This is a genomic window from Orbaceae bacterium lpD04 (assembly GCA_036251935.1).
Taxonomy (GTDB): domain Bacteria; phylum Pseudomonadota; class Gammaproteobacteria; order Enterobacterales; family Orbaceae; genus Orbus; species Orbus wheelerorum.
Genome location: CP133967.1, coordinates 2,331,530 through 2,353,152 on the forward strand (window position 1 = coordinate 2,331,530; position 21,623 = coordinate 2,353,152).

A 21,623-nucleotide genomic window follows, 5' to 3' on the forward strand; every position below is an offset into this window, starting at 1 on the left:
ATTATATAATGTCATTAAATTCAACAAGTTGCTTTTTGGTTAGCATAAACACGCCATCACCGCCTTGTTTAAAGCTAAGCCATTTAAAAGGAATTTGAGGGTATTGTTCTTGCAATGCAACACTACTATTACCCACTTCGCAAATTAAAACACCAAATTTTGATAAGTGATCGGCTGATTGTTTTAATATACGTTTAACAATATCAAGCCCATCATAGCCAGCTATAAGTGCTAGCTCTGGTTCAATTTTAAATTCCGAAGGTAAATCATCCATATCTTCCTCATCAACATAAGGTGGATTAGAAATAATCACATCATATTGAACATTTGGAAGATCATTAAATAAATCAGATAATATTGGCAACACACGATGTGAAAGCTGATGAGATTCAATATTAATTTGTGCAACTTCAAGTGCATCGATAGAAATGTCAGCGACATCAACTTGAGCATCTTGGTACTCATAAGCACATGCAATGCCAATGCATCCACTTCCGGTACATAGGTCAAGAATGTTACGAGGTTCAAAATCGATAATACCAGCTAAATGATTTTGAATCAGTTCACCAATTGGTGAACGAGGGATCAGAACGCGCTCATCAACATAAAACTGATGACCACAAAACCAAGCCATATTAGTTAAATAAGGCGTTGGAATATGTTGTTCTATTCTCGCTGTGACATTATCAATAATCGTACGTTTTTCATCTAGGGTTAAGTTAGCAGCATAAAACTCAGCGGGGATCGTTAATGGCAAATTAAGACTTGGTAATACTAACTGCTTTGCCTCATCAATAGCATTATCACTACCATGACCATAATAAATATCAGAGCGGTTGAACATTGATGCCGCCCAACGAATAAAATCTTGAATAGTATGTAATTGATTAATGATCTGTTCCATGATGTACCACCTAGTGTTTTGGCACTATTTTAGGGGCAATAGCTTAATAAGACAATCAATAGTTATCAATAACGTTTGATTAAATTTGGCTAATAACCGATATAATACGCTTATAATAAATGCAGCTATTGTAAGCAAGGCGCCTTTAATATCCTTATTCAACCGACCAATTAAGCTCTTCACCGGCTAAAAATGGGACAATATCGCCAACACCTGGAATATAAATCACCTCTTCGACTTTGTACTTTTTCTTAACGAGGGTGACAGTATCTTGATTGATGGGGAGTTGGTAAAATTTAGCACCATTAATTGAGGTAAATGCCTCTAGCTTGTCTAATGCATTTGCCTGTTCAAAAACATGCGCATAGACAGATAATGCAACTGGCGCGTTAAATGTGCCGGCGCATCCACAAGCGGCCTCTTTACGATTTTTTTCATGTGGCGCGGAGTCCGTACCTAAAAAGAAGCGATCACACCCCGAGGTTACCGCCTGCATTAATTTGACGCGATGAACATCTCTTTTTAAGATCGGTAAGCAGTAATTATGCGGCTTTAATCCACCTTGAAATAACGCATTACGGTTTAATAATATATGCTGAGGTGTCACGGTCGCAGCTAAGTTTGCTGGGCCTTCCATGACAAATTCTGCGGCTTCCTTTGTTGTTGCATGTTCAAGAACTATTTTTAATTCCGGTAACTTTTTCATCAATGGTATTAGCGTGTTATCAATAAATTTTGCCTCGCGATCAAATACATCAACAGCCTTGTCGGTAACTTCACCATGTATTAATAAAGGTATACCTTGTTTTTGCATCGCCTCAAGCACAGGTAATACATTATTAATTGAGCTGACACCATGAGCGGAATTGGTTGTAGCATGGGCTGGATATAATTTTACCGCTTTTAAAACGCCATTTTGATAACCATGAATAATATCGTTAACATCGGTATCATCAGATAAGTAAATTGTCATTAAAGGCGTAAAATTATCGTTACTTGGAATAGCGGATAATAATCGTTTTTTATATTCAATAATATCGGCTAATTTTTTTAATGGTGGCATTAAATTTGGCATAATAATCGCGCGAGCATAATCTTTGCTTGAATAAGGTAGTACCCCTTTAAGCATCTCTTCATCGCGTAAATGTAAATGCCAATCATCAGGTTTTTTGATTATTATTTTTTGTACTTCAGACATTAAAATCTACCTTTCAAAATAAAACGCGATAAAGTGCAGGAATGCGATAAAACAATTCTGACCTAATGCGACAATTAATATAAAATTTTAATGATGTTTTTAAACATCATATATTTACAAAGCTCAGTGCAATTGATTATTTTTACTTTCACTAATTAAAAATAGCGTCGCTGCAATATCAAAAATATAGATAGAGGCAAGGAATGCAATGGCTAATGAAAACGAGTATTGCGTCGCGAGGTGAGCAACCAATATAGGCCCTAAAGCACCAATGCCGCGCCCAACATTAAAGAGTACATTTTGTGCCGTAGCCCTTATTTCAGTTGGGTAGGATTCAGAAATAACAACGCCGTAACCCGCTAACATGCCATTAACAAATAATCCCATAAACGCGCCTGCAATTAATAACAATTCAGGAGATGCAAGCTGCGAATATAGGAGAACCATAATAAAAGCACCAACCTGATAAATTAAAAATGTTGGTTTACGGCCTAATTTATCGGCCATTCGCCCAAATAACCAAATCCCCACACCCATGCCAATAATTGTAACCGCTGTCCACAAACTTGATTTAGTGAGTGAAAAATTAAACCGTTTTGCCATATATGTAGGTAACCAAATCATTAAACCGTAATAGCCAAGATTTTGCACCGAGGTGAGAATAATAATGCCTATTGAGTTTTTAGTTGTTTTAGCATCACGAAATAATAATTTTATTGAAAGCTGATCTTTTTTAACCGATTTTTGTTGCTGAAAAATTTTAGGTTCATGAAAACTGTTTCTGAGTAAAAATGCCACTAACGCAGGTAAAATACCGACTAAAAACATCCCTTTCCAACCAATTAAGGGAATTAAAATTGGCGGTAAAATCGCGGCTAAAAGTACGCCACTTTGCCAACCTAAACCAACGTAAGACGCAACTCGCCCTCGCTTTTTACTTGGCCAAGCTTCAGCAACTAGCGTCATCCCGATACCATATTCACCCCCTAACGAAAAGCCGACTAAAAAGCGGTAGATAAGTAAATCATAGTAACCAACCGATAAAAAACATAACGTGGTTGCAATAATATATAAGCCTATTCCCCACTTTAATGCTTTTACTCGGCCAAAGCGGTCACTAAATATTCCAAAAAAGATTCCACCTGCTACGGTCCCAATCAATGTCCAAGTAACTAAGGCTGCAGCAGCGGTATCGCTAATCGATAAGGATGTGGTGATCGCGGCAATTAAAAATCCGATCATCAATAAATCAAAACCTTCAACCATGTAACCGGTAATAGAAGTGGCAACGCTTTTGATTTGATAGCAATAAGACTCAGCATGTTGTGGATCAGTTTTAGTTAGAATAGCGGGAGAAGAATCGTCCGCATTATGTTTATCAATATCTGTTTTAGAATTCATACTATGCTCATTACTAGCAGGACTGTTTGCAATAATGGTTTATTACAAAGGCCCTCTTTTTTGTCTCAAATTTTAGATATTATAAGCGTAAAAATCCTATTTTTTTATTAATTAAATTAATAACAGCCTTATTAATATAACGTTTATCTAATTTTTTAGATTAATATCGATTAGCTTTTTTAGGTATAAAAATTAGTGAATACCTATTTATATTATTATTGCCTATTTGATAAATTACTGATATAAAATTACTTTTTAACGTTTAAAACCAACAAGTTAAAATTTTCTAGCGCAGCTTTGATGAATTAATTATTTAAATTATGTTTAAATATCCTATAATAATGCAGTGTAATATTACGAGGAGTAATAATATGAATATTGTTGATATTTCAAATAAACGCTATACCACCAAACATTATGATAAAAGTAAAAAAATCTCGGCTGAGCATATTGAGCAGCTGTTAACCGTGCTAAAAAATAGCCCTTCTTCAGTAAACTCGCAGCCATGGCACTTTTTTATTGCCGATAATGAAGCGGCTAAAGCAAAAATTTTACCGGCTATCCTTGATTTTAACCATCCAAGAGTTGCTGACTCATCACATTCGATCGTATTTTGTGTTAAAGCACCAATAGATGAAGCACATTTACAAAATTTATTAAAGCAAGAAGATAAAGACGGCCGCTTTCCTAGCGCTGACCTTAAAGAGGGTCAAGACAAAGGTCGTCGTTTTTTTGTTGAGCAAAATAGCAAAACAGCAGAAAGTCAGCTTTGCTGGGAAAGTAAACAACTTTACATTGCCTTAGGCCAGCTACTATTTGCCGCAGCGGCAATTGGAATTGACTCAACCGCGATTGAAGGATATGACGCTCTCAAGATGGACGAGATTTTAGGTTTAAAAGAAAAAGGACTTAAAAGCGTGGTCGTCGTCTCTCTTGGCTACCGTGATGTCAATGATGGTAATGCACATAGGCCAAAATCGCGTTTACCCAATGAGCAAATTTTTACTGTTCTATAACGATAAAAGGCTAGAATTTTCTAGCCTTTTTTTATATAAAAATCGTTAAAAAGTTGTTGTAACATATCATTATAGTGAAAAAACCAAACCTAATAACATGCCAACTACCGCTTAATCGCGCCTCATTAATAGTGCATCGCTCCAACTCTCTTTATTTGGCTCTTTTTTACGTTTAGGTACTGCCATATTAGGGTTAAAATTTGGATTAAGCTTTGGTTTTACTTTTATTGGCCGATCTAAAAATGACAATAGCATTTTGGTATAATCTTGCTGTGGCTGATTAAAGATAGTATCGCGTTTACCTTGCTCAATAATTTGCCCTTCTTTCATAACCACAACTTGATGACATAATGAGTGGATCACCGATAAATCGTGACTAATAAATAAGTAACTTAATTGATGTTTTTGTTGTAATGATTTTAATAGCGTAATAATTTGCAGTTGCACCGTGCGATCGAGTGATGATGTTGGTTCATCTAAAATTAATAATTCTGGCTGTAAAATCAGCGCCCGAGCAATAGCAATACGCTGCCTTTGCCCGCCAGAAAACTCTAACGGATAACGATGCCGGCTGTCAGGATCAAGCCCCACTTCTTGCATAATTTCAATCACGCGCTGCACAACCTCAGATCGAGACAACTTTTTATGGGTAACTAATCCTTCACTAATAATTTGTTCAACATTGAAACGAGGGTTAAGCGATGAGAAAGGATCTTGAAATACCACTTGGATTTTGCTACGAAACGGCAATAGTTTCTTTTGGCTAAGCTTAATTAATTGCTGACCATTAAATACAATATCGCCTTGCGCTTTAATCAACCGTAAAATGGCCAGTGCAGTCGTACTCTTACCTGATCCAGATTCACCAACCAAGCCAACTGCTTCACCTTGATGAATAGCAAAACCAACCTCGTTGACAATCGCTCTTTTTTTATTTCTAAACAGTTTCTTTTGGCTAATAACATTAACATTGAGATGATTTACATTAAGTAAAATACCGGGCTCATCAGGTAATGGCACGGGTTCGCCTTGAGGCTCAGAATTAAGCAATAATTGTGTATAGCCATGCTCTGGGCGTAAAAAGATCCGCTGACGACTATTTAATTCAACAATTTGCCCTTGATTCATCACTGCAACTTTATCCGCAACTTTTTTTACAATGCTGAGATTATGCGTAATAAATAACATACTCATCTTTAATTCATTTTTTAGCTCTTTAAGCAGCGTAATAATTTGTGCCTGCACAGAAACATCGAGTGCGGTTGTTGGTTCATCGGCAATCAATAGTTTAGGCTGTGTCAAAATAGCCATCGCAATCATCACGCGTTGTCGTTCACCGCCTGATAATTGATGAGGATAACTATTTAATCGCTGCTTGGCATCTTTAATGCCAACCCTTGTTAAATATTCAATAATTTCAGATCGGGCTTGATGTTGACGCATGCCTCGATGTAAAGACAATACTTCATAAAGCTGTTTTTCAATCGTATGCAAAGGGTTAAGCGATACCATCGGCTCTTGAAAGATCATACTAATTTGATTACCACGAATCTGCCTTAATGATTTTTCATCGGCTTTAAGTAAATCTTGGTTATCAAACCATATTTCACCACTTGGGTATTGCACTTGCGATGGTGAAAGTAAACCTAGAATTGACAAGGCGGTAACTGATTTACCACTTCCAGATTCCCCCACTAATGCAAGTGTTTCCATTTCGTTAATATCAAAACTAATATGTTCAACAGCTTGACTAAAGCCTTGCGATTGCTTAAAGACGATACTTAAATCATTAACTGATAATAAAGGTGTACTCATCTTAATCCCCCTTTATTTGGATCAAAGGCATCTCGAACGGCTTCACCAATAAAGATCAATAACGATAGTAGCGTTGCAATAACGATAAATGCCGTAATGCCAAGCCAAGGTGCTTGGAGATTATTTTTACCTTGCAGCAAAAGGCGTCCTAGCGACGGCGCATCGAGTGGCAAACCAAAGCCTAAAAAATCGAGTGACGTTAGTGTGGTAATTGACCCACAAAGAATAAATGGTAAAAAGGTCAATGTTGCCACCATCGCATTAGGCAGTATATGTTTAAACATAATTTTACTGTCACTAACGCCTAATGCTCTCGCTGCGCGAACATAATCAAAATTACGAGTTCGTAAAAATTCTGCTCTAACAACACTAACTAACCCCATCCAACCGAATATAACGGTAATGGCAAGCAGCCACCAAAAATTAAGTGGCATAATGCTCGATAATAAAATGATAACAAATAAAACGGGCAATCCACTCCAAATTTCAATAAAGCGCTGACCGAATAAATCAACGTTACCGCCGTAATAGCCTTGCAGTGCACCAATAAAAATACCGATAATAGAAGTGATTAGCGTTAACAAAATAGCAAAAAACATCGAAATTCGAAAACCATAAACAATATTGGCAAGGACATCAAAACCAGCATCGGTGGTACCAAGCCAATGCTCAGATGATGGCGGCGTTGGGAACGTGCTTGCAGTATTATAAATAAGTGTATTATAACTATAACGAAATGGCGGCCAAATAATAAAACCATCTTGGCGTATTTTTCGATTAATCATCGGATCTAAATAATTGGTGGTGGTATTAAACTCACCGCCAAAATCCGTTTCTGGATAATTCTTAATAATTGGAAAATAAAGCTCACCATGGTATTGAATCATAATTGGTTTATTATTAATAATCACCTCAGCAAATAAACTAAATACAAAACAGACAATAAAGATCCATAACGAGATATAGCCTCGTCTATTTTGTTTAAAGCGCTTGATGCGTAGTTGATTGATGGATAATGGCTTAGCGGCCTGATTTATTATTGTTATCGTCATATTAGCGCGCCTCAAAATCAATACGCGGGTCAATTAACATATAGGTTAAATCACTAAGCAATTTTGTTATTAACCCAATTAAGGTAAAAATGTAGAGTGAACCGAAAATCACCGGATAATCACGTTGAATAATTGCCTCATAGCCGACTAAACCAAGGCCATTGAGTGAAAAGATGATCTCAATAAGTAATGCACCTGTAAATAAAATGCCGACGAAGGCCGCAGGAAATCCCGATATAATGAGTAGCGTTGCATTACGAAAAACATGGCGGTATAAAATCTGTTTTTCATTCAGGCCTTTAGCCCTCGCCGTTACCACATATTGTTTGCGCACTTCATCTAAAAAGGAGTTTTTAGTTAACATCGTCAGAGAGGCAAAGCCACTCACGACAATAGCAATCGTTGGTAAACAAATATGCCAAAAATAGTCACAAATTTTGCCCCACATACTAAGCTGATCAAAGTTAGTCGATATGAGCCCACGTAAAGGGAAGATGCTAAAATAGCTACCACCAGCAAAGACCACAATTAATAATACTGCGAGTAAAAATGCGGGAATGGCATAACCAATAATAATGACCATACTTGACCAAAAATCGAATTTAGAGCCGTCTTTAACTGCTTTACGAATACCTAAAGGTATTGAGATAAAATAAACCAGCAGAGTGCTCCAAAGGCCAAGTGAAATGGAAACCGGTAAGCTCTTAATAATTAAGCCAATCACTGATTCACTTTTAAAAAAACTATTACCAAAATCAAAACAGATAAAATTTTTAATCGTTTCGATATAGCGTTGCCAAACAGGCTTATCAAAGCCGTATTGTTTTTCTATTTCAGCAATAATTTGTGGATCAAGCCCTCTCGCCCCGCGGTAAATTTGTTTATTATTTATCGCTAACTCAGCCTCACCGCCTGGCAGTATAGTTTGCCCGACTTGACGACCGTTTTCGATATTCGCAATAGCCTGATCAACTGGGCCACCTGGCGCGATTTGTACGATAAAAAAATTAATCGTTAAAATAACTAATAATGTTGGAATAATGAGTAATAATCGGCGAATAAAATAACCTAGCATAATAACGTGTCCTTGTTACTCATTGTGGTTAGGTAATTTAGCGGCATTATCGCTATCATACCACCAATTATTTAAACCAATAGTATAAAGCGGCTTAATGGCTGGCTGAGCAAATTTATCCCAATAAGCATAGTATGTATAACGCGGATACCACATTGGGATCATCGGGTATTCTTGGGTTAAAACGCGATCTAATGCCCGCCCTAATGCTTGTAAATTGGCTTCATCATCGATGTAGTTTGGAATTTGCTCAATTAAAAAATCAATCGCAGGGTTATGTAAACGCGAAGAATTCCACGAAGAGTCAAGATAAGCACTGCCCCATTCGACGATTAATGATGATGATGGATAGGCGTGTGCGCTATAAAGCTTTGGGATCATATCATAATCACGTTTACGTAACCGCCGAAGGGTCTGTGCATAATCGGCGGTCGTGATGGTCATTTTTATACCCAATTTAGCCAGATTTTGTTGATAGGGGATCGCATATTTTAGATCCGAACCCATATACGCAAGTAGCTCAAACTCAAAAGGTTCACCCGTTTGTTGATTAACTAATTGGTTATCTTTAATAACCCAACCAGCCTGTGCTAATAGCGCTTTTGCTGAGATTAAATTTTGCCGATTAAAGCCATGACCATCGCTTAGTGGAATATGATAAGCCGGCCCAAAAACTGCTTTAGGAATAATTGCCGAGAAAGGCTGTAACCATTTGAGTTCAAGTTCACTTGGCTCACCTTTTGCCGCATAAGGGGTGTTTTCAAAAAAGCTCGTAGGCTGTTTATAGCTATCATAATAAAATGCCTGATTAAGCCAAGCGAAATCAAAGGCCAGCGTTAAGGCTTTTCTCACTCGAAGATCGCTAAAAATTGGTCGTTCAATATTAAAGGCTAACCAACGAGTATCGATAGCGGTATTTATATCACCTTGTTTTTTAATAATAAAATTTTTATCAAATGACTTACCTTGATATTGAGTAAACCAATTTTTTGGTTGACTCTCAGTTCTAAAATCATATTCACCGGCCTTAAATGCCTCTAAAGCGATACTATCATCTAAAAAATAATCAATTTTTTGCGCATCAAAATTATTACGCCCTTGATTAACGGGTAAATCTTTACCCCAATAACGGTTATCGCGCTGATAAATAACAAACTGCCCAAGCTTATAATCACCAACAGTATAAGGTGCGCTACCAATTGGCGGCGTAGTTAATGGCTCAGCCAAGTTTTTATCTTGCCAAAAATGCTGGGGAAATACGCTGAAATTACCAACAAAAGTTAGCAGTTGTTCACGGTTGGCTTTCGGTAATTCAAATCTTACTTTGTATTTATCAAGCGCTTTTACGATAACACCCTGATAATAGATTCGGTATTGTGATGCCCCTTCAGTCATCATTTTATAAAAGGTAAATTCAACATCCGCCGCCGTTAATGGTACACCATCACTAAAGTGTGCAGCTGGATTTAATGTCACCTCTGCCCATTGGTATTTATCTGAATAAGTGATCGAGCTTGCCAGTAAGGGATAGTAACTACTTAGCTCATCTTCTGACTGGGTAAATAACGACTCATAAATACCGGTTGATGACCGCTCAGGAGCACCGCGACTAGCATAGCGATTTAAATTGTCATAGGTACCAATTTCAGCACGTTTTAAAATGCCACCTTTAGGGGCACTCGGATTGACATAATCAAAATGCGTAAAATCAGCTGGATACTTTGGTTCCCCAATTAACGCAAAGGTCTTACTGGTAATAATTTTTTCGCTAGAAGTGGTTGGGGCTTGAGGGATCTCAACCGTGCTATTTATCGCTGGCTCATCGCTTTGAGCTTCATCGACGATAGAGTCATCAATAATTGGCTCAGTCTTTATTACCAATGGTTGATTATTATCAACTAATTCGGCTTCGTTAGCCATCGCAAATGGCTGGTATAAACCTGCTAATAAACCCAATAGCATCAATGACTTTGATATTATTGTTAAATAATTAAACATCTTTCCCCTCACCATCAATGATATTCAATAAATTGTTGGTTATAACAGTGCTCAGCAATTGAACCTGCTTGTAATTGTTTAATATTAGTAAGGTAAATATCTCGCGATAATTCGTAAGCGCCTAACGAAGCCGTATGATCGTTAAGCACTTGGCAATCGATAAGTTTACCACCATGGCGAACAAAGTGCTGGCAAAAGGCATATAAACCAATTTTAGAAGCGTTGGTTTGGGTACTAAACATTGACTCGCCACAAAACAATGCTCCTTGCGCAACGCCATATAATCCGCCGATGAGATTATTATTTTGCCAAACTTCAACCGAATGGGCAAAGCCTAATTGATGTAATTTAATATAGGCCTCAATCATATCACTCGTAATCCACGTTTCATCATGGTTATTTTCACAGCCTTCTATCACGGCGATAAAATTAGTGTTGATACTCACGCGATAATCATTGTGATTTAAAAATTTTTTAAATGAACGGCTGCAATGAAACTGCAAAGGATCAAGTACAGCCCTTGGATCAGGAGACCACCATAAAATGGGTTCACCATCACTAAACCAAGGAAATATACCCTGCTTGTAAGCAGTAAGTAACCGCCTAGGTGATAAATCCCCTCCTACTGCAAGTAGGCCATTTGGATCGATTAATCCATCATAGGGATCAGGAAATGTTAACGAATCATCTAAAACATGGAGCGGCACAATATATAGCCCAAATTACATTAGTTATCAATATTTTGAGCTATTATACATAAAATTTGGCCTAAAAACTTGCATTTTATGTGATTAACATGGAACTAAAGCATGCGATATTAACTTAATCTTCACTAATAACGCGTTGCTGCTGAATACCTAATTTTTCTATTCCTAAGCGCATAATTTGCCCAGCCTTTAAAAAGATAGGGTCTGGTTTAATACCAAGCCCTACTCCAGATGGCGTTCCTGTTGAAATAATATCACCAGACTGTAAACTCATAAATTGACTAACATAACTAATTAGCTGCTTAACACTAAAAATCATATCATCAGTATTACCATGTTGATAGCGTTTACCGTCAACTTCCAGCCATAACTCAAGCTTTTGTGGGTCAGCAATTTCATCGTAGGTAACAAGCCAAGGACCTATGGGGCCAAAGGTATCACAACCTTTACCTTTATCCCAAGTACCGCCTCGATGGCTTTGATATTCACGTTCTGATATATCATTCACAACGCAATATCCCGCAACATAAGATAGCGCCTCATCTTGCGCAATATATTTTCCAGCTTTACCAATAACTACCCCTAACTCAACCTCCCAATCGGTATGAGTCGATCCCCTTGGTAATAAAACATCATCATTAGCCCCACTAATAGCGCTCGTCCACTTATTAAAAATAATCGGCTCTTGAGGAATTTTAGCGCCAGTCTCTTTAGCATGCTCTTTGTAGTTGAGCCCAATACAGATAAATTTTCCAACTTTTCCAATACACGCAGCGATTGGGTGTGGATTTTGTACGATAGGTAATGTTGATAAATCAAGCTGCTGCAATTTATTAATAAGTGCAAAATTTAGCGTGGTTGAATCAATGTCAGAAATAATAGAACTTAAATCCCGAACTTGGTCTTTTTCATCAAGTATTGCGGGTTTTTCTTGCCCTTTTATACCATAACGTAATAATCTCATCTGCTTATGTCCTCTCTAATTCTATGCGTTAACTAAAAAATCATGCAGTTTATTACTCACCTCTTGCCATAAATATAATCCTTGGCTGTTTGGGTTAAGATCAGTAAAGTTTAGTGTGAAATGTTTGGGCGGCGTCATTGACGTTAGTGGCTGTGCTAAGTGGATTTGCTCAAAGGTTTGATAAATATATTCTGCTTTAAAATAGTGCTGCTGATCTTGTTTATCATAGTAACGATAAAATACCACCTTACCGCCGATCGGTGCCTTTTCATATTGTTCGGGTAATTGATAACTTTGAAAGCCAAGTGCACTTAATAATGAAGCAATATTGCTATCATGACCAACGAGTAGATTAAATTTATGCTTTTGTTCAGTAAATAACATGGTTATAAATTCAACTAATGGCAAGGCAAGGTGAGCGGCTAACTGTTGTGATTGAAATAATAAATTAAGATACTGATTTTTAACTTTCGTGATCATTTGCCACTGTAAAGAGGTGCTAATTTCGCCCCAAGCAATATCTTGCTTTGCAAAGGCACAATAGTATTGCAACGTAAAGGCATCAGCAATTGCGGTTCCTAAAGCAAGTGGCCCGATTAAAATAGGCTCTTCATCTTTTATAATATCGATTTGAGTAGGTAACTGCGAAAATTCGCATCGATATTGCTGATAAAGCGCAGAGTGCTTATAGTCTAAAATATCAGATAATAAATCATAAGTTGACGCTAAGTTTTGATTAAGCTTATCAATTAACTGCGACGATCCGGTATGGCGCTTAAGATCATCAAGAACCCTATTTTTAAATGTTGATGAGCTATCACGAATAATGGGGTTAAAAACGGCGTCCATTCGCTCAATCGGATATCGATGCCTAACTGGAATATCAAGCCCAGCAAAAGCGCCTACATTAAAATACTGCGCCGTTGCAACCGTCCGCTGTAAACTATTGGCGTAAATAAAAACATCGTCGGAAGTTAATGTAAAATCTAAATTGGCTAAATAATTAACCAAGTAATGGCCAAAATAACTTTCAAGAGTGCCACCTCGAGTCGTTAGATAGCCTGGCGAAAATTGCCATTGAGGCCAATTTTTAGGTGTCACGGCGGTTAAACAATCAAGCGTATTTGGAAGCGGCGTTCTGATGCCATGACGACTTAAAACAATAACTTGCTCTAATTCTAAAGATGTCATTATTTAATAATCCACCCTTGTTGATGTAAATAATCAAGCATAAAATCGCGCTCTTCTTTGTTGATAGTTTGCGCAATTTTATCACTCCATCCCCCTAATTTATGATTACTTGAGCGATCTGCATAATATTGAGCTATTTGCTGATCATATTGCTTAAGCAGCGCTACATCTAATGCCTCATATTTATCAGTAAAAAACACTAAATCTTTTGGTAAGCGAGGTTTTATTTCAGGATTTTGATCAGGATAACCAATACATAGACCAAAGAGCGGTAAAACAAATTTAGGGAGCGCGAGTAGTTCAGTAACGTGTTTAATATTATTACGGATCCCACCAATATACACGCAGCCAAGGCCTAAGGATTCAGCGGCAATCACCGCATTTTGAGCCATAATTGCAGTATCAACACAACCTAAAAGTAGCTGCTCGGCTTTACCTAAATTAATTGTTGGATCAATTTGATGATGACGATTAAAATCAGCACAAAAGATCCAGAATTCAGGTGCTTGGATCACATAATTTTGATCACCCGCATAATGCGCGAGTTTTTTACGATTATCGTGATCAGTGATACGAATAACACTTGAGCATTGCAAAAAACTTGAACTTGATGCGGCATGCGCAGCATTAAAAATAATATCACGCTGCTCAGATGAAATAGCGGTTGATAAATAAGCGCGAATTGAGCGGTGCTGACAAAGTAAATCAATGGTTGAATTAGTCATAATATCTTATTTCCTAAAATAAATTTTATCGTTATATTGTAGTTGCATCAATATAACGATAAATCGTTTTATGTCATTTTATAAATATTACGCTAGCATAAACACTTATGCCTAAATTATCTATTTGTTATATCGATAATTAGTCTTTAATTATCATCTTAAAATTAAACCAATAGTACAACTTAAAAATGCTTACAACATGTTGATTATACATAAAAATCATTAATAGTTTTTATTATTCAACACGTTTAAATTGTAAATCCCAAACACCATGCCCCAAATTTAAGCCACGCTTTTCAAATTTAGTCATTGGCCGTGATCCAGGCCTTGGAATATAGCTATTATCAGATGATAAATTAATAAAACCAGGGGCCGCTATTAATACCTCTAACATATGCTCAGCATAATGTTGCCAATCAGTTGCTAAATGTAAAACACCACCTATTGCCAATTTTTGTTTCAATAATTGCACAAAATCAGGTTGTATAATTCGCCGTTTATTATGTTTTGCTTTATGCCAAGGATCTGGGAAAAATATTTGTACTTTCGCCAATGAGCTGTCGGCAATCATATTATTAAGAACTTCAACTGCATCATGGCACATGACCCGAATATTACTAAGCTCAGCTTGCTCCGCTGCCATCAAACACGCACCAACACCTGGCTGGTGAACTTCTATACCTATAAAGTTTTCAGTCGGTGCATTTTTTGCCATCTCAACAAATGATGCTCCCATACCAAAGCCAATCTCTAAAGTAACTTTATTGTTATTAGCAAAGACTTGGCTAAAATCAAGTTTTGTGTCTGATTGATAATCAATCCCTAAGGTTGACCATAAAGTTAGCAGTGCTTGCTCTTGCCCTTTCGTTAATCGCCCTTGCCTTAATACAAAACTGCGAATTTGACGCAGTGGACGCCCATCTTCCATAAATTGAGAGGTCATCATATTGTTTTTTTGATCCATACTATCATCTTGCTATACAATAAATTAGCTTAATAGTTTAACGTAAGTTAGAATCTGTCGCTAGCATTTAGCCGAATAATAAAAGACAAATATGTTTGAATTTAATTTAATTTTACAGCTTTTACAGCAGATGTGCGTTTACTTGGTTATTGCTTATATGCTAAGTAAAACTAAACTGTTTATTCCAGTTACTCAGGTAACTGTTCATTTACCACATAAATTGCTGTGTTATCTGGTGTTCTCTTTTTTCTGTATTATGGGAACCTATTTCAGTCTTAAAATTGAAGATACATTAGCCAATACCCGAGCTATTGGTGCGATTTTAGGGGGGCTGCTTGGTGGGCCTTATGTCGGATTATTAGTTGGTATTACTGGCGGCGTTCATCGCTATACCTTAGGCGGTATAACTGCTGAAATATGTATGATTTCAACCATTTTAACTGGGCTTATTAGCGGCATTGTTCATCATATTTTAATGAAAAAAGGCCGTGTTGATCTTATTTACAATCCATTAGTTATTGCGATTTTAGCAATTTTAATGGAATCATTAGAAATGATCATGATCCTTATTTTTACAAAGCCTTTTAATGTGATCCTTCATACCGTGCAAAATATTGCAGCGCCGATGATTATTGCCAATAGTTTTGGCGCTGCGATGTTTATGCGAATATTACTTGATCGCAGAGCAATGTTTGAAAAATACACCTCTGCATTTTCAGCTAAAGCGCTTACCATTGCAGCAAGTACGGAAGGTTTACTCAGTGACGGTTTTAACCAAGAAAATAGCACTAAAGTTGCCCATATTATTTATCAGGAATTAGGCGTTGGCGCTGTTTCAATTACCGATAGAGAGAAAATTCTTGCTTTTATTGGCGTGGGCAGTGATCATCACTTACCCGGCACTACAATTGCTTCAAAATCAACACTGCAATCAATCGAAGACGATGAGGTTAAATACCTTGATGGCGTACACGAACCTTATCAATGCTCAATAAGTAAAAACTGTCGACTCGGCTCAACATTAGTTATCCCTCTTCGAGGAGAAAACAATAAAGTTGTTGGTACAATTAAACTTTATGAAGCAAAAAATACACTATTTAGTTCAATGAACCGCACGTTAGGCGAAGGGATCGCAAGTCTATTATCCGCACAAATTTTAACGGGGCAAAATGAGCATTATAAAAAACTGCTATCAGGAACCGAGATAAAATTGCTGCATGCACAAGTTAATCCCCATTTCTTATTTAATGCCTTAAATACCTTATTAGCAGTAATACGTAGAGATAAGCAACAGGCATCGCAGTTAGTGCAAAATCTTTCAACTTTCTTTCGAAAAAATTTAAAACGCCCTGAAGAAATCGTATCATTAAGAGATGAGCTCGATCATATAACTGCCTACCTTGAAATTGAAAAGATGCGGTTTATGGATAAACTCGATATTATTATTGATGTTCCAACAACGCTGGAAAATGCTCGCTTACCTGCATTTTCGTTGCAACCGATAGTTGAAAATGCGATTAAACATGGCATATCACAAATGATTGGCCAAGGCTGTGTTACGATAAAAGCCTATCAACAGCAAGATATTTTAATGCTTGAAGTAGAAGATAATGCGGGTAATTACAGAGAGGAATTAAAAGATAATCAAGGGCTTGGGCTTAATTTAGTGCATAAGCGAATCCAAGTTAGATATGGAAAGCAATATGGCATGAAAATTGAGTGCAAAGCAGATATTTACACCCGAGTGGTAATTGCATTGCCAATTGAAAAGGGGCTTAATTGATGTTAAATGTGATAATTGTCGATGATGAGCCGCTCGCTCGTGAAAACCTTTATTGTTTATTAAAACAACATGAGCATATTAATATTATTGCTGAATGCAGTAATGCTTTTGAAGCAATAAAAGCTATCCATACTCTTGATCCTGATGTGGTTTTTTTAGATATTCAAATGCCTAAAATTAGTGGGCTTGAAATGCTAAGCATGCTTGATCCACAAAAAATGCCTCATATCGTTTTCTTAACCGCTTATGAGGAATATGCAATAAAAGCCTTTGAAGCGGAAGCATTCGATTATTTACTTAAACCGATTGAATCTAATCGCTTGAACAAAACACTACAGCGTTTATCAAACAGTTTATCTAATGAGAGTGATCGGCAAGATGTTAGCCAATTAAATATCAGTCATCATTTAAAATATATTCCATGCATTGGTCATAGTAAAATCTATCTACTCAATCCTGAAGATGTTTACTATGTGAGTTCAAGAGCAAGTGGCGTCTATGTATTTAATCAAGAACATACCGAATATTTTACCGAGTTAACTCTGCGAACATTAGCAGAAAAAACCCAACTCGTTTATTGTCATCGACAATATCTTATTAACATTAAACAGCTCAAAGAAATACGTTTCGACCAAGATGGCCGTACTGAAATTATATTAACTAATAATGTATCGATCCCAGTTAGTCGGCGTTATTTAAAAACACTAAAAGAGCAACTAGGACTCAGTTAATCATTAATTTATATCAAGATACTGACTTAATATCTTTTTCATTTTTATAGCTTATAGACCATTTTCGTTAAAATATTGTTGTAAGGCTATATTATAATGAAAAAACCATTAATTAGTCGTTTTTAACCACTCACCTTTGTAATTTAACCAGTTAGCTAAATCACGATATATTTTAAAACCCAGTTTATTTAATATATCGTTGGTTAATTTTAAAAAATTAATTGTGCTTATCACAAAGGAAAATAAAATGAATAATAAGTATCTTAAGCATATTCCATGGGTGTTAGTCGCACTTTTTGGAGCATGTTGCCTAGCCGTTGTCGCATTAAGGCGCGGTGAACATATCAGCGCTTTATGGATTATAGCCGCTGCAATCTCAGTTTATTTAGTCGCTTATCGTTACTACAGTTTATATATTGCCAATAAGGTAATGAAACTCGATCCAACGAGGGCAACACCTGCTGTCATTAATAATGATGGTTTAAATTATGTCCCTACTAACAAATATGTCCTATTTGGTCACCACTTTGCCGCTATTGCTGGCGCAGGGCCATTAGTCGGGCCTGTTCTTGCTGCGCAAGTTGGTTATTTACCCGGTACACTTTGGCTACTAGCTGGTGTTGTTGTTGCGGGCGCAGTACAAGATTTTATGGTACTTTTCCTATCAACTCGCCGTAATGGTGCTTCACTTGGCGAAATGATTAAACAAGAAATGGGGCGAGTACCAGGTACTATCGCATTATTTGGCTGTTTCTTAATTATGTTAATCATTTTAGCAGTGCTAGCATTAATCGTAGTAAAAGCATTAGCTGAAAGCCCTTGGGGTGTATTCACCGTTTGTTCTACCGTGCCAATTGCCCTATTTATGGGGATTTATATGCGATTCATTCGCCCTGGTAGAGTTTTAGAAATATCGGTTATCGGTATTGTGCTATTAGTGTTATCAATTTGGTTTGGTGGCGTTATTGCTCACGACCCATACTGGGGACCTGCGTTAACATTTAAAGATACTACAATTACTTTTGTTTTAGTTGGTTATGCATTTATTTCAGCATTATTACCGGTATGGTTGATTCTTGCTCCTCGTGATTATTTAGCAACCTTCCTAAAAATTGGCGTAATCGTTGGTTTAGCCGTCGGTATCGTCATCATAAACCCTGAATTAAAAATGCCAGCAATAACACAGTATATTGATGGTACGGGCCCAGTTTGGAAAGGTGCGTTATTCCCATTCTTATTTATTACTATTGCTTGTGGCGCAGTATCAGGGTTCCATGCCTTGATCGCATCAGGTACAACGCCAAAACTTCTTGCTAACGAAAAAGATGCACGCTTTATTGGTTATGGCGCAATGTTAATGGAGTCATTCGTTGCTATCATGGCGTTAGTTGCCGCATCAATAATTGAACCTGGCCTCTATTTTGCGATGAATACGCCGCCAGCGGGCTTAGGTATTACTATGCCTAACTTGCATAACCTTAGCGATCCAAACGCTGCGCCACTTATCATGGCACAGTTAAAAGAGGTTACGGCTCACGCCGCTGCAACGGTAAGTTCTTGGGGCTTTATTATTTCACCTGAAGAAATTTTACAGACAGCGAAAGATATCGGCGAGCCATCTGTACTAAATCGCGCAGGCGGTGCACCAACACTTGCTGTCGGTATTGCTCATGTATTCCATAAAATTTTACCTGGCGCTGATATGGGCTTTTGGTACCATTTTGGTATCTTATTTGAAGCATTGTTTATTTTAACTGCTTTAGATGCTGGTACTCGCTCTGGTCGCTTTATGTTACAAGATCTACTTGGTAACTTTGTGCCGTTCTTAAAGAAAACCGATTCAATGGTTGCTGGCGTTATTGGTACTGCTGGATGCGTTGGTTTATGGGGTTATTTACTATATCAAGGCGTGGTTGATCCACTTGGCGGCGTTAAGAGCCTATGGCCACTATTTGGTATATCAAACCAAATGTTAGCAGCGGTTGCATTAGTCCTTGCAACAATCGTATTAATCAAAATGAAACGTGCGAAATATATCTGGGTAACGATTATTCCAGCCATTTGGTTATTAATTTGTACTACTTGGGCGATTGGTCTAAAACTATTTAGTGATAATCCTCAATTAGAAGGTTTCTTATATTTAGCTAAAGACTATAACCGTAAAATTGTTGAAGATCCAAGTTTAACAGCAGAACAAATTAGTAATATGACTCATATCGTTATTAATAACTATACCAATGCAGGATTAAGTATTTTATTCCTAATCGTTGTTTATAGTATTATTTTCTACGGTATTAAAACCGCACTTAAAGTTCGTAATAATAAAGAACGTTCAGATAAAGAGACAGCTTATGTACCTGTACCTGAAGGTGGTGTGAAAACATCAATGTCTCACTAAAATTAATCCACCTACCAAATTGATACAATCTGGTAGGTGATTGATATAAGTCGTGCTTAGTTATTATGATTTTAACAAAATGCCTTACTATTAAAATAGTGGGGCATTTTTATATCCGCAATCTAAGCTTAGCCCATAATGTTTGAATAAATAATATGATCATACTGCGCAAAAGGTAATATTGGCATTTCCCTGCGTTACTCGCTAAAATAGGCAAAATTAAATACGCCCATAATTGAATAAAATATTTATTCCAATTCATCATCCTTAGAGGCTTATATGGTAGGTTCTTCAGCCAAAAAAGTAGCTTTTGCTGCGTTTATCGGAACGACAATTGAATGGTACGATTTTTATATCTACGCCTTAGCTTCAGTCCTTATTTTTGGTCAGCTTTTTTTCCCTTCTGATAATCAATTTATTAGCATTTTAGGATCTTTCGGAACATTTGCGGTTGGTTTTCTAGCTCGTCCACTTGGCGCTATTATTTTTGGTCATATCGGTGATCGGCTAGGTCGTAAAAAATCACTGATTATGACCTTAATATTGATGGGTATTGCGACAACTTGCGTCGGATTATTACCGACTTATGAAACAGCAGGGATCATTGCGCCAATTTTATTAGTATTATTAAGGATAGTACAGGGTATTGCCGTTGGCGGCGAATGGGGCGGCGCAGTATTAATGGCAGGAGAGCATGCTCCTAAAGGGTTAAAAAACTTCTTTTCATCATTTGCACAGTGGGGTAGCCCAGCTGGCAATGTATTAGCCCTTCTAGTATTTTCTTATATTATTAGCCTACCTAAAACAGAATTATTTGACAGTAGCTACTGGCGATTACCATTCTTGGTGAGTTTTATTTTATTAATCATCGGCCTTATTGCCCGCATTACCCTAACTGAATCACCTGTTTTTATTGAATCAAATAAAAAACAACAGATGATCAAACAAAAAGAATCCGCCCCGCTCGTTAGTGTATTTAAAAATGCATTACCTCTTATCATGCTTGCAATCGGCGCCAATGCATTATCATTTAGTGGCATATTTTCAAATACTCTGATGATTGGCTATACTACCCTCGCCTTACAGACAGAAAAACACCTTATTTTAGATGCCCTATTTTGGGTAGCTATTGTGCACTTCATCTGCCAGCCTTTTACCGCTTATCTTGCTGAGCGAATGAAGGCATCCTACTTTTTAATGATCTCGGCGCTATTAGCTCTGCTATCCGTTTTTTTACTGTTCCCAATAGTCAATATCGGCACTAAGCCAAGTTTCATCATTGGTATCTCGTTAACCGTGATTTGTTATAGTGGATTTTATGGGGTTATTGCCGGTTATTTAAGCCGAATATTCCCAGTGCGAATTCGCTATACCGCCCTTTCAATTAGTTACCAAGGATGCGCTGCTATTTTTGGCAGTATCATTCCGCTAATTGGTGGTTATCTTATTTATCAATATGGTACTTTTTGGTATCCCTTAGCACTGTTTTATTGTGTTTTAGCTTTGATCTCAATTATCTGTATTTATTTGCTAAGTCGTTATCACTATTATGATGAGTAAATAGATGATAATTATTCAATCGATAGCAATATAGTTCGATTAATTATTACAAATAATTTAGTTATTGAGTAGCACATTATTGGCATAACCGTAATGGTAAAATTTATATTAATTCGTTAATCAGCTATATATCAAAATAAT

17 protein-coding genes are annotated in these 21,623 nt (G+C 37.0%); 5 read left to right on the plus strand and 12 right to left on the minus strand.

Features of this window, described 5'->3' with window-relative positions; translation table 11 throughout:
* Position 1: 1 nt before the first annotated feature.
* From prmB to RHO14_10325, 3 genes are all read right to left on the minus strand, one after another.
* Entirely contained in the window at positions 2–904 is a 903-nt protein-coding gene (gene prmB / locus RHO14_10315) for a 50S ribosomal protein L3 N(5)-glutamine methyltransferase (protein ID WVD70746.1), read from the minus strand.
* 154 nt (positions 905–1,058) lie between these two features.
* Positions 1,059–2,102, minus strand: a complete 1,044-nt coding sequence (gene pyrC / locus RHO14_10320) for a dihydroorotase (protein ID WVD70747.1) — start codon at positions 2,100–2,102, stop codon at positions 1,059–1,061.
* A 123-nt stretch (positions 2,103–2,225) separates the two neighbouring features.
* Entirely contained in the window at positions 2,226–3,503 is a 1,278-nt protein-coding gene (locus RHO14_10325) for an MFS transporter (protein ID WVD70748.1), read from the minus strand.
* 371 nt (positions 3,504–3,874) lie between these two features.
* On the opposite strand from RHO14_10325, the gene nfsB reads away from it, so the two are divergent.
* Positions 3,875–4,519, plus strand: a complete 645-nt coding sequence (nfsB, locus tag RHO14_10330; protein ID WVD70749.1) for an oxygen-insensitive NAD(P)H nitroreductase — start codon at positions 3,875–3,877, stop codon at positions 4,517–4,519.
* Positions 4,520–4,630: 111 nt separating this feature from the next.
* On the opposite strand, the gene yejF is transcribed toward nfsB, so the two are convergent.
* The 9 genes from yejF to trmB form a co-directional block, all read right to left on the minus strand.
* Positions 4,631–6,334, minus strand: coding sequence for a microcin C ABC transporter ATP-binding protein YejF (yejF, locus tag RHO14_10335; protein WVD70750.1), 1,704 nt, complete (start codon positions 6,332–6,334; stop codon positions 4,631–4,633).
* Entirely contained in the window at positions 6,331–7,386 is a 1,056-nt protein-coding gene (locus tag RHO14_10340) for a microcin C ABC transporter permease (protein WVD70751.1), read from the minus strand. Before RHO14_10340 ends, yejF begins: the two co-directional genes overlap by 4 nt.
* A gap of 1 nt (position 7,387) precedes the next feature.
* Positions 7,388–8,461, minus strand: coding sequence for a microcin C ABC transporter permease YejB (yejB, locus tag RHO14_10345; protein WVD70752.1), 1,074 nt, complete (start codon positions 8,459–8,461; stop codon positions 7,388–7,390).
* Positions 8,462–8,476: 15 nt separating this feature from the next.
* The gene (locus RHO14_10350) at positions 8,477–10,459 is read right to left on the minus strand and encodes an extracellular solute-binding protein (GenBank protein ID WVD70753.1); all 1,983 of its coding nucleotides are present in this window, start codon (positions 10,457–10,459) and stop codon (positions 8,477–8,479) included.
* A gap of 14 nt (positions 10,460–10,473) precedes the next feature.
* Positions 10,474–11,166 (minus strand): leucyl/phenylalanyl-tRNA--protein transferase, encoded by a 693-nt coding sequence (gene aat, locus RHO14_10355; GenBank protein ID WVD70754.1) that lies wholly within the window; start codon positions 11,164–11,166, stop codon positions 10,474–10,476.
* A gap of 115 nt (positions 11,167–11,281) precedes the next feature.
* Positions 11,282–12,130, minus strand: coding sequence for a fumarylacetoacetate hydrolase family protein (locus RHO14_10360; protein WVD70755.1), 849 nt, complete (start codon positions 12,128–12,130; stop codon positions 11,282–11,284).
* A 21-nt stretch (positions 12,131–12,151) separates the two neighbouring features.
* A complete protein-coding gene (locus RHO14_10365) occupies positions 12,152–13,321 on the minus strand; it encodes a histidine-type phosphatase (GenBank protein ID WVD70756.1) in 1,170 nt (389 codons plus the stop codon).
* On the minus strand, positions 13,321–14,046 hold the full coding sequence (gene nfsA, locus RHO14_10370) for an oxygen-insensitive NADPH nitroreductase (protein WVD70757.1): 726 nt from the start codon (positions 14,044–14,046) through the stop codon (positions 13,321–13,323). Before nfsA ends, RHO14_10365 begins: the two co-directional genes overlap by 1 nt.
* A 235-nt stretch (positions 14,047–14,281) precedes the next feature.
* Complete coding sequence (gene trmB / locus RHO14_10375; GenBank protein ID WVD70758.1) at positions 14,282–15,010, minus strand: tRNA (guanosine(46)-N7)-methyltransferase TrmB; 729 nt, start codon at positions 15,008–15,010, stop codon at positions 14,282–14,284.
* A 91-nt stretch (positions 15,011–15,101) separates the two neighbouring features.
* On the opposite strand from trmB, the gene RHO14_10380 reads away from it, so the two are divergent.
* The 4 genes from RHO14_10380 (at position 15,102) to RHO14_10395 (ending at position 21,482) form a co-directional block, all read left to right on the plus strand.
* Positions 15,102–16,793 (plus strand): sensor histidine kinase, encoded by a 1,692-nt coding sequence (locus RHO14_10380; GenBank protein ID WVD70759.1) that lies wholly within the window; start codon positions 15,102–15,104, stop codon positions 16,791–16,793.
* Positions 16,793–17,524, plus strand: a complete 732-nt coding sequence (gene btsR / locus RHO14_10385) for a two-component system response regulator BtsR (GenBank protein WVD70760.1) — start codon at positions 16,793–16,795, stop codon at positions 17,522–17,524. Before RHO14_10380 ends, btsR begins: the two co-directional genes overlap by 1 nt.
* Before the next feature lie 247 nt (positions 17,525–17,771).
* Entirely contained in the window at positions 17,772–19,922 is a 2,151-nt protein-coding gene (locus RHO14_10390; GenBank protein WVD70761.1) for a carbon starvation CstA family protein, read from the plus strand.
* A gap of 279 nt (positions 19,923–20,201) precedes the next feature.
* Entirely contained in the window at positions 20,202–21,482 is a 1,281-nt protein-coding gene (locus RHO14_10395) for an MFS transporter (protein WVD70762.1), read from the plus strand.
* Positions 21,483–21,623: the final 141 nt, after the last annotated feature.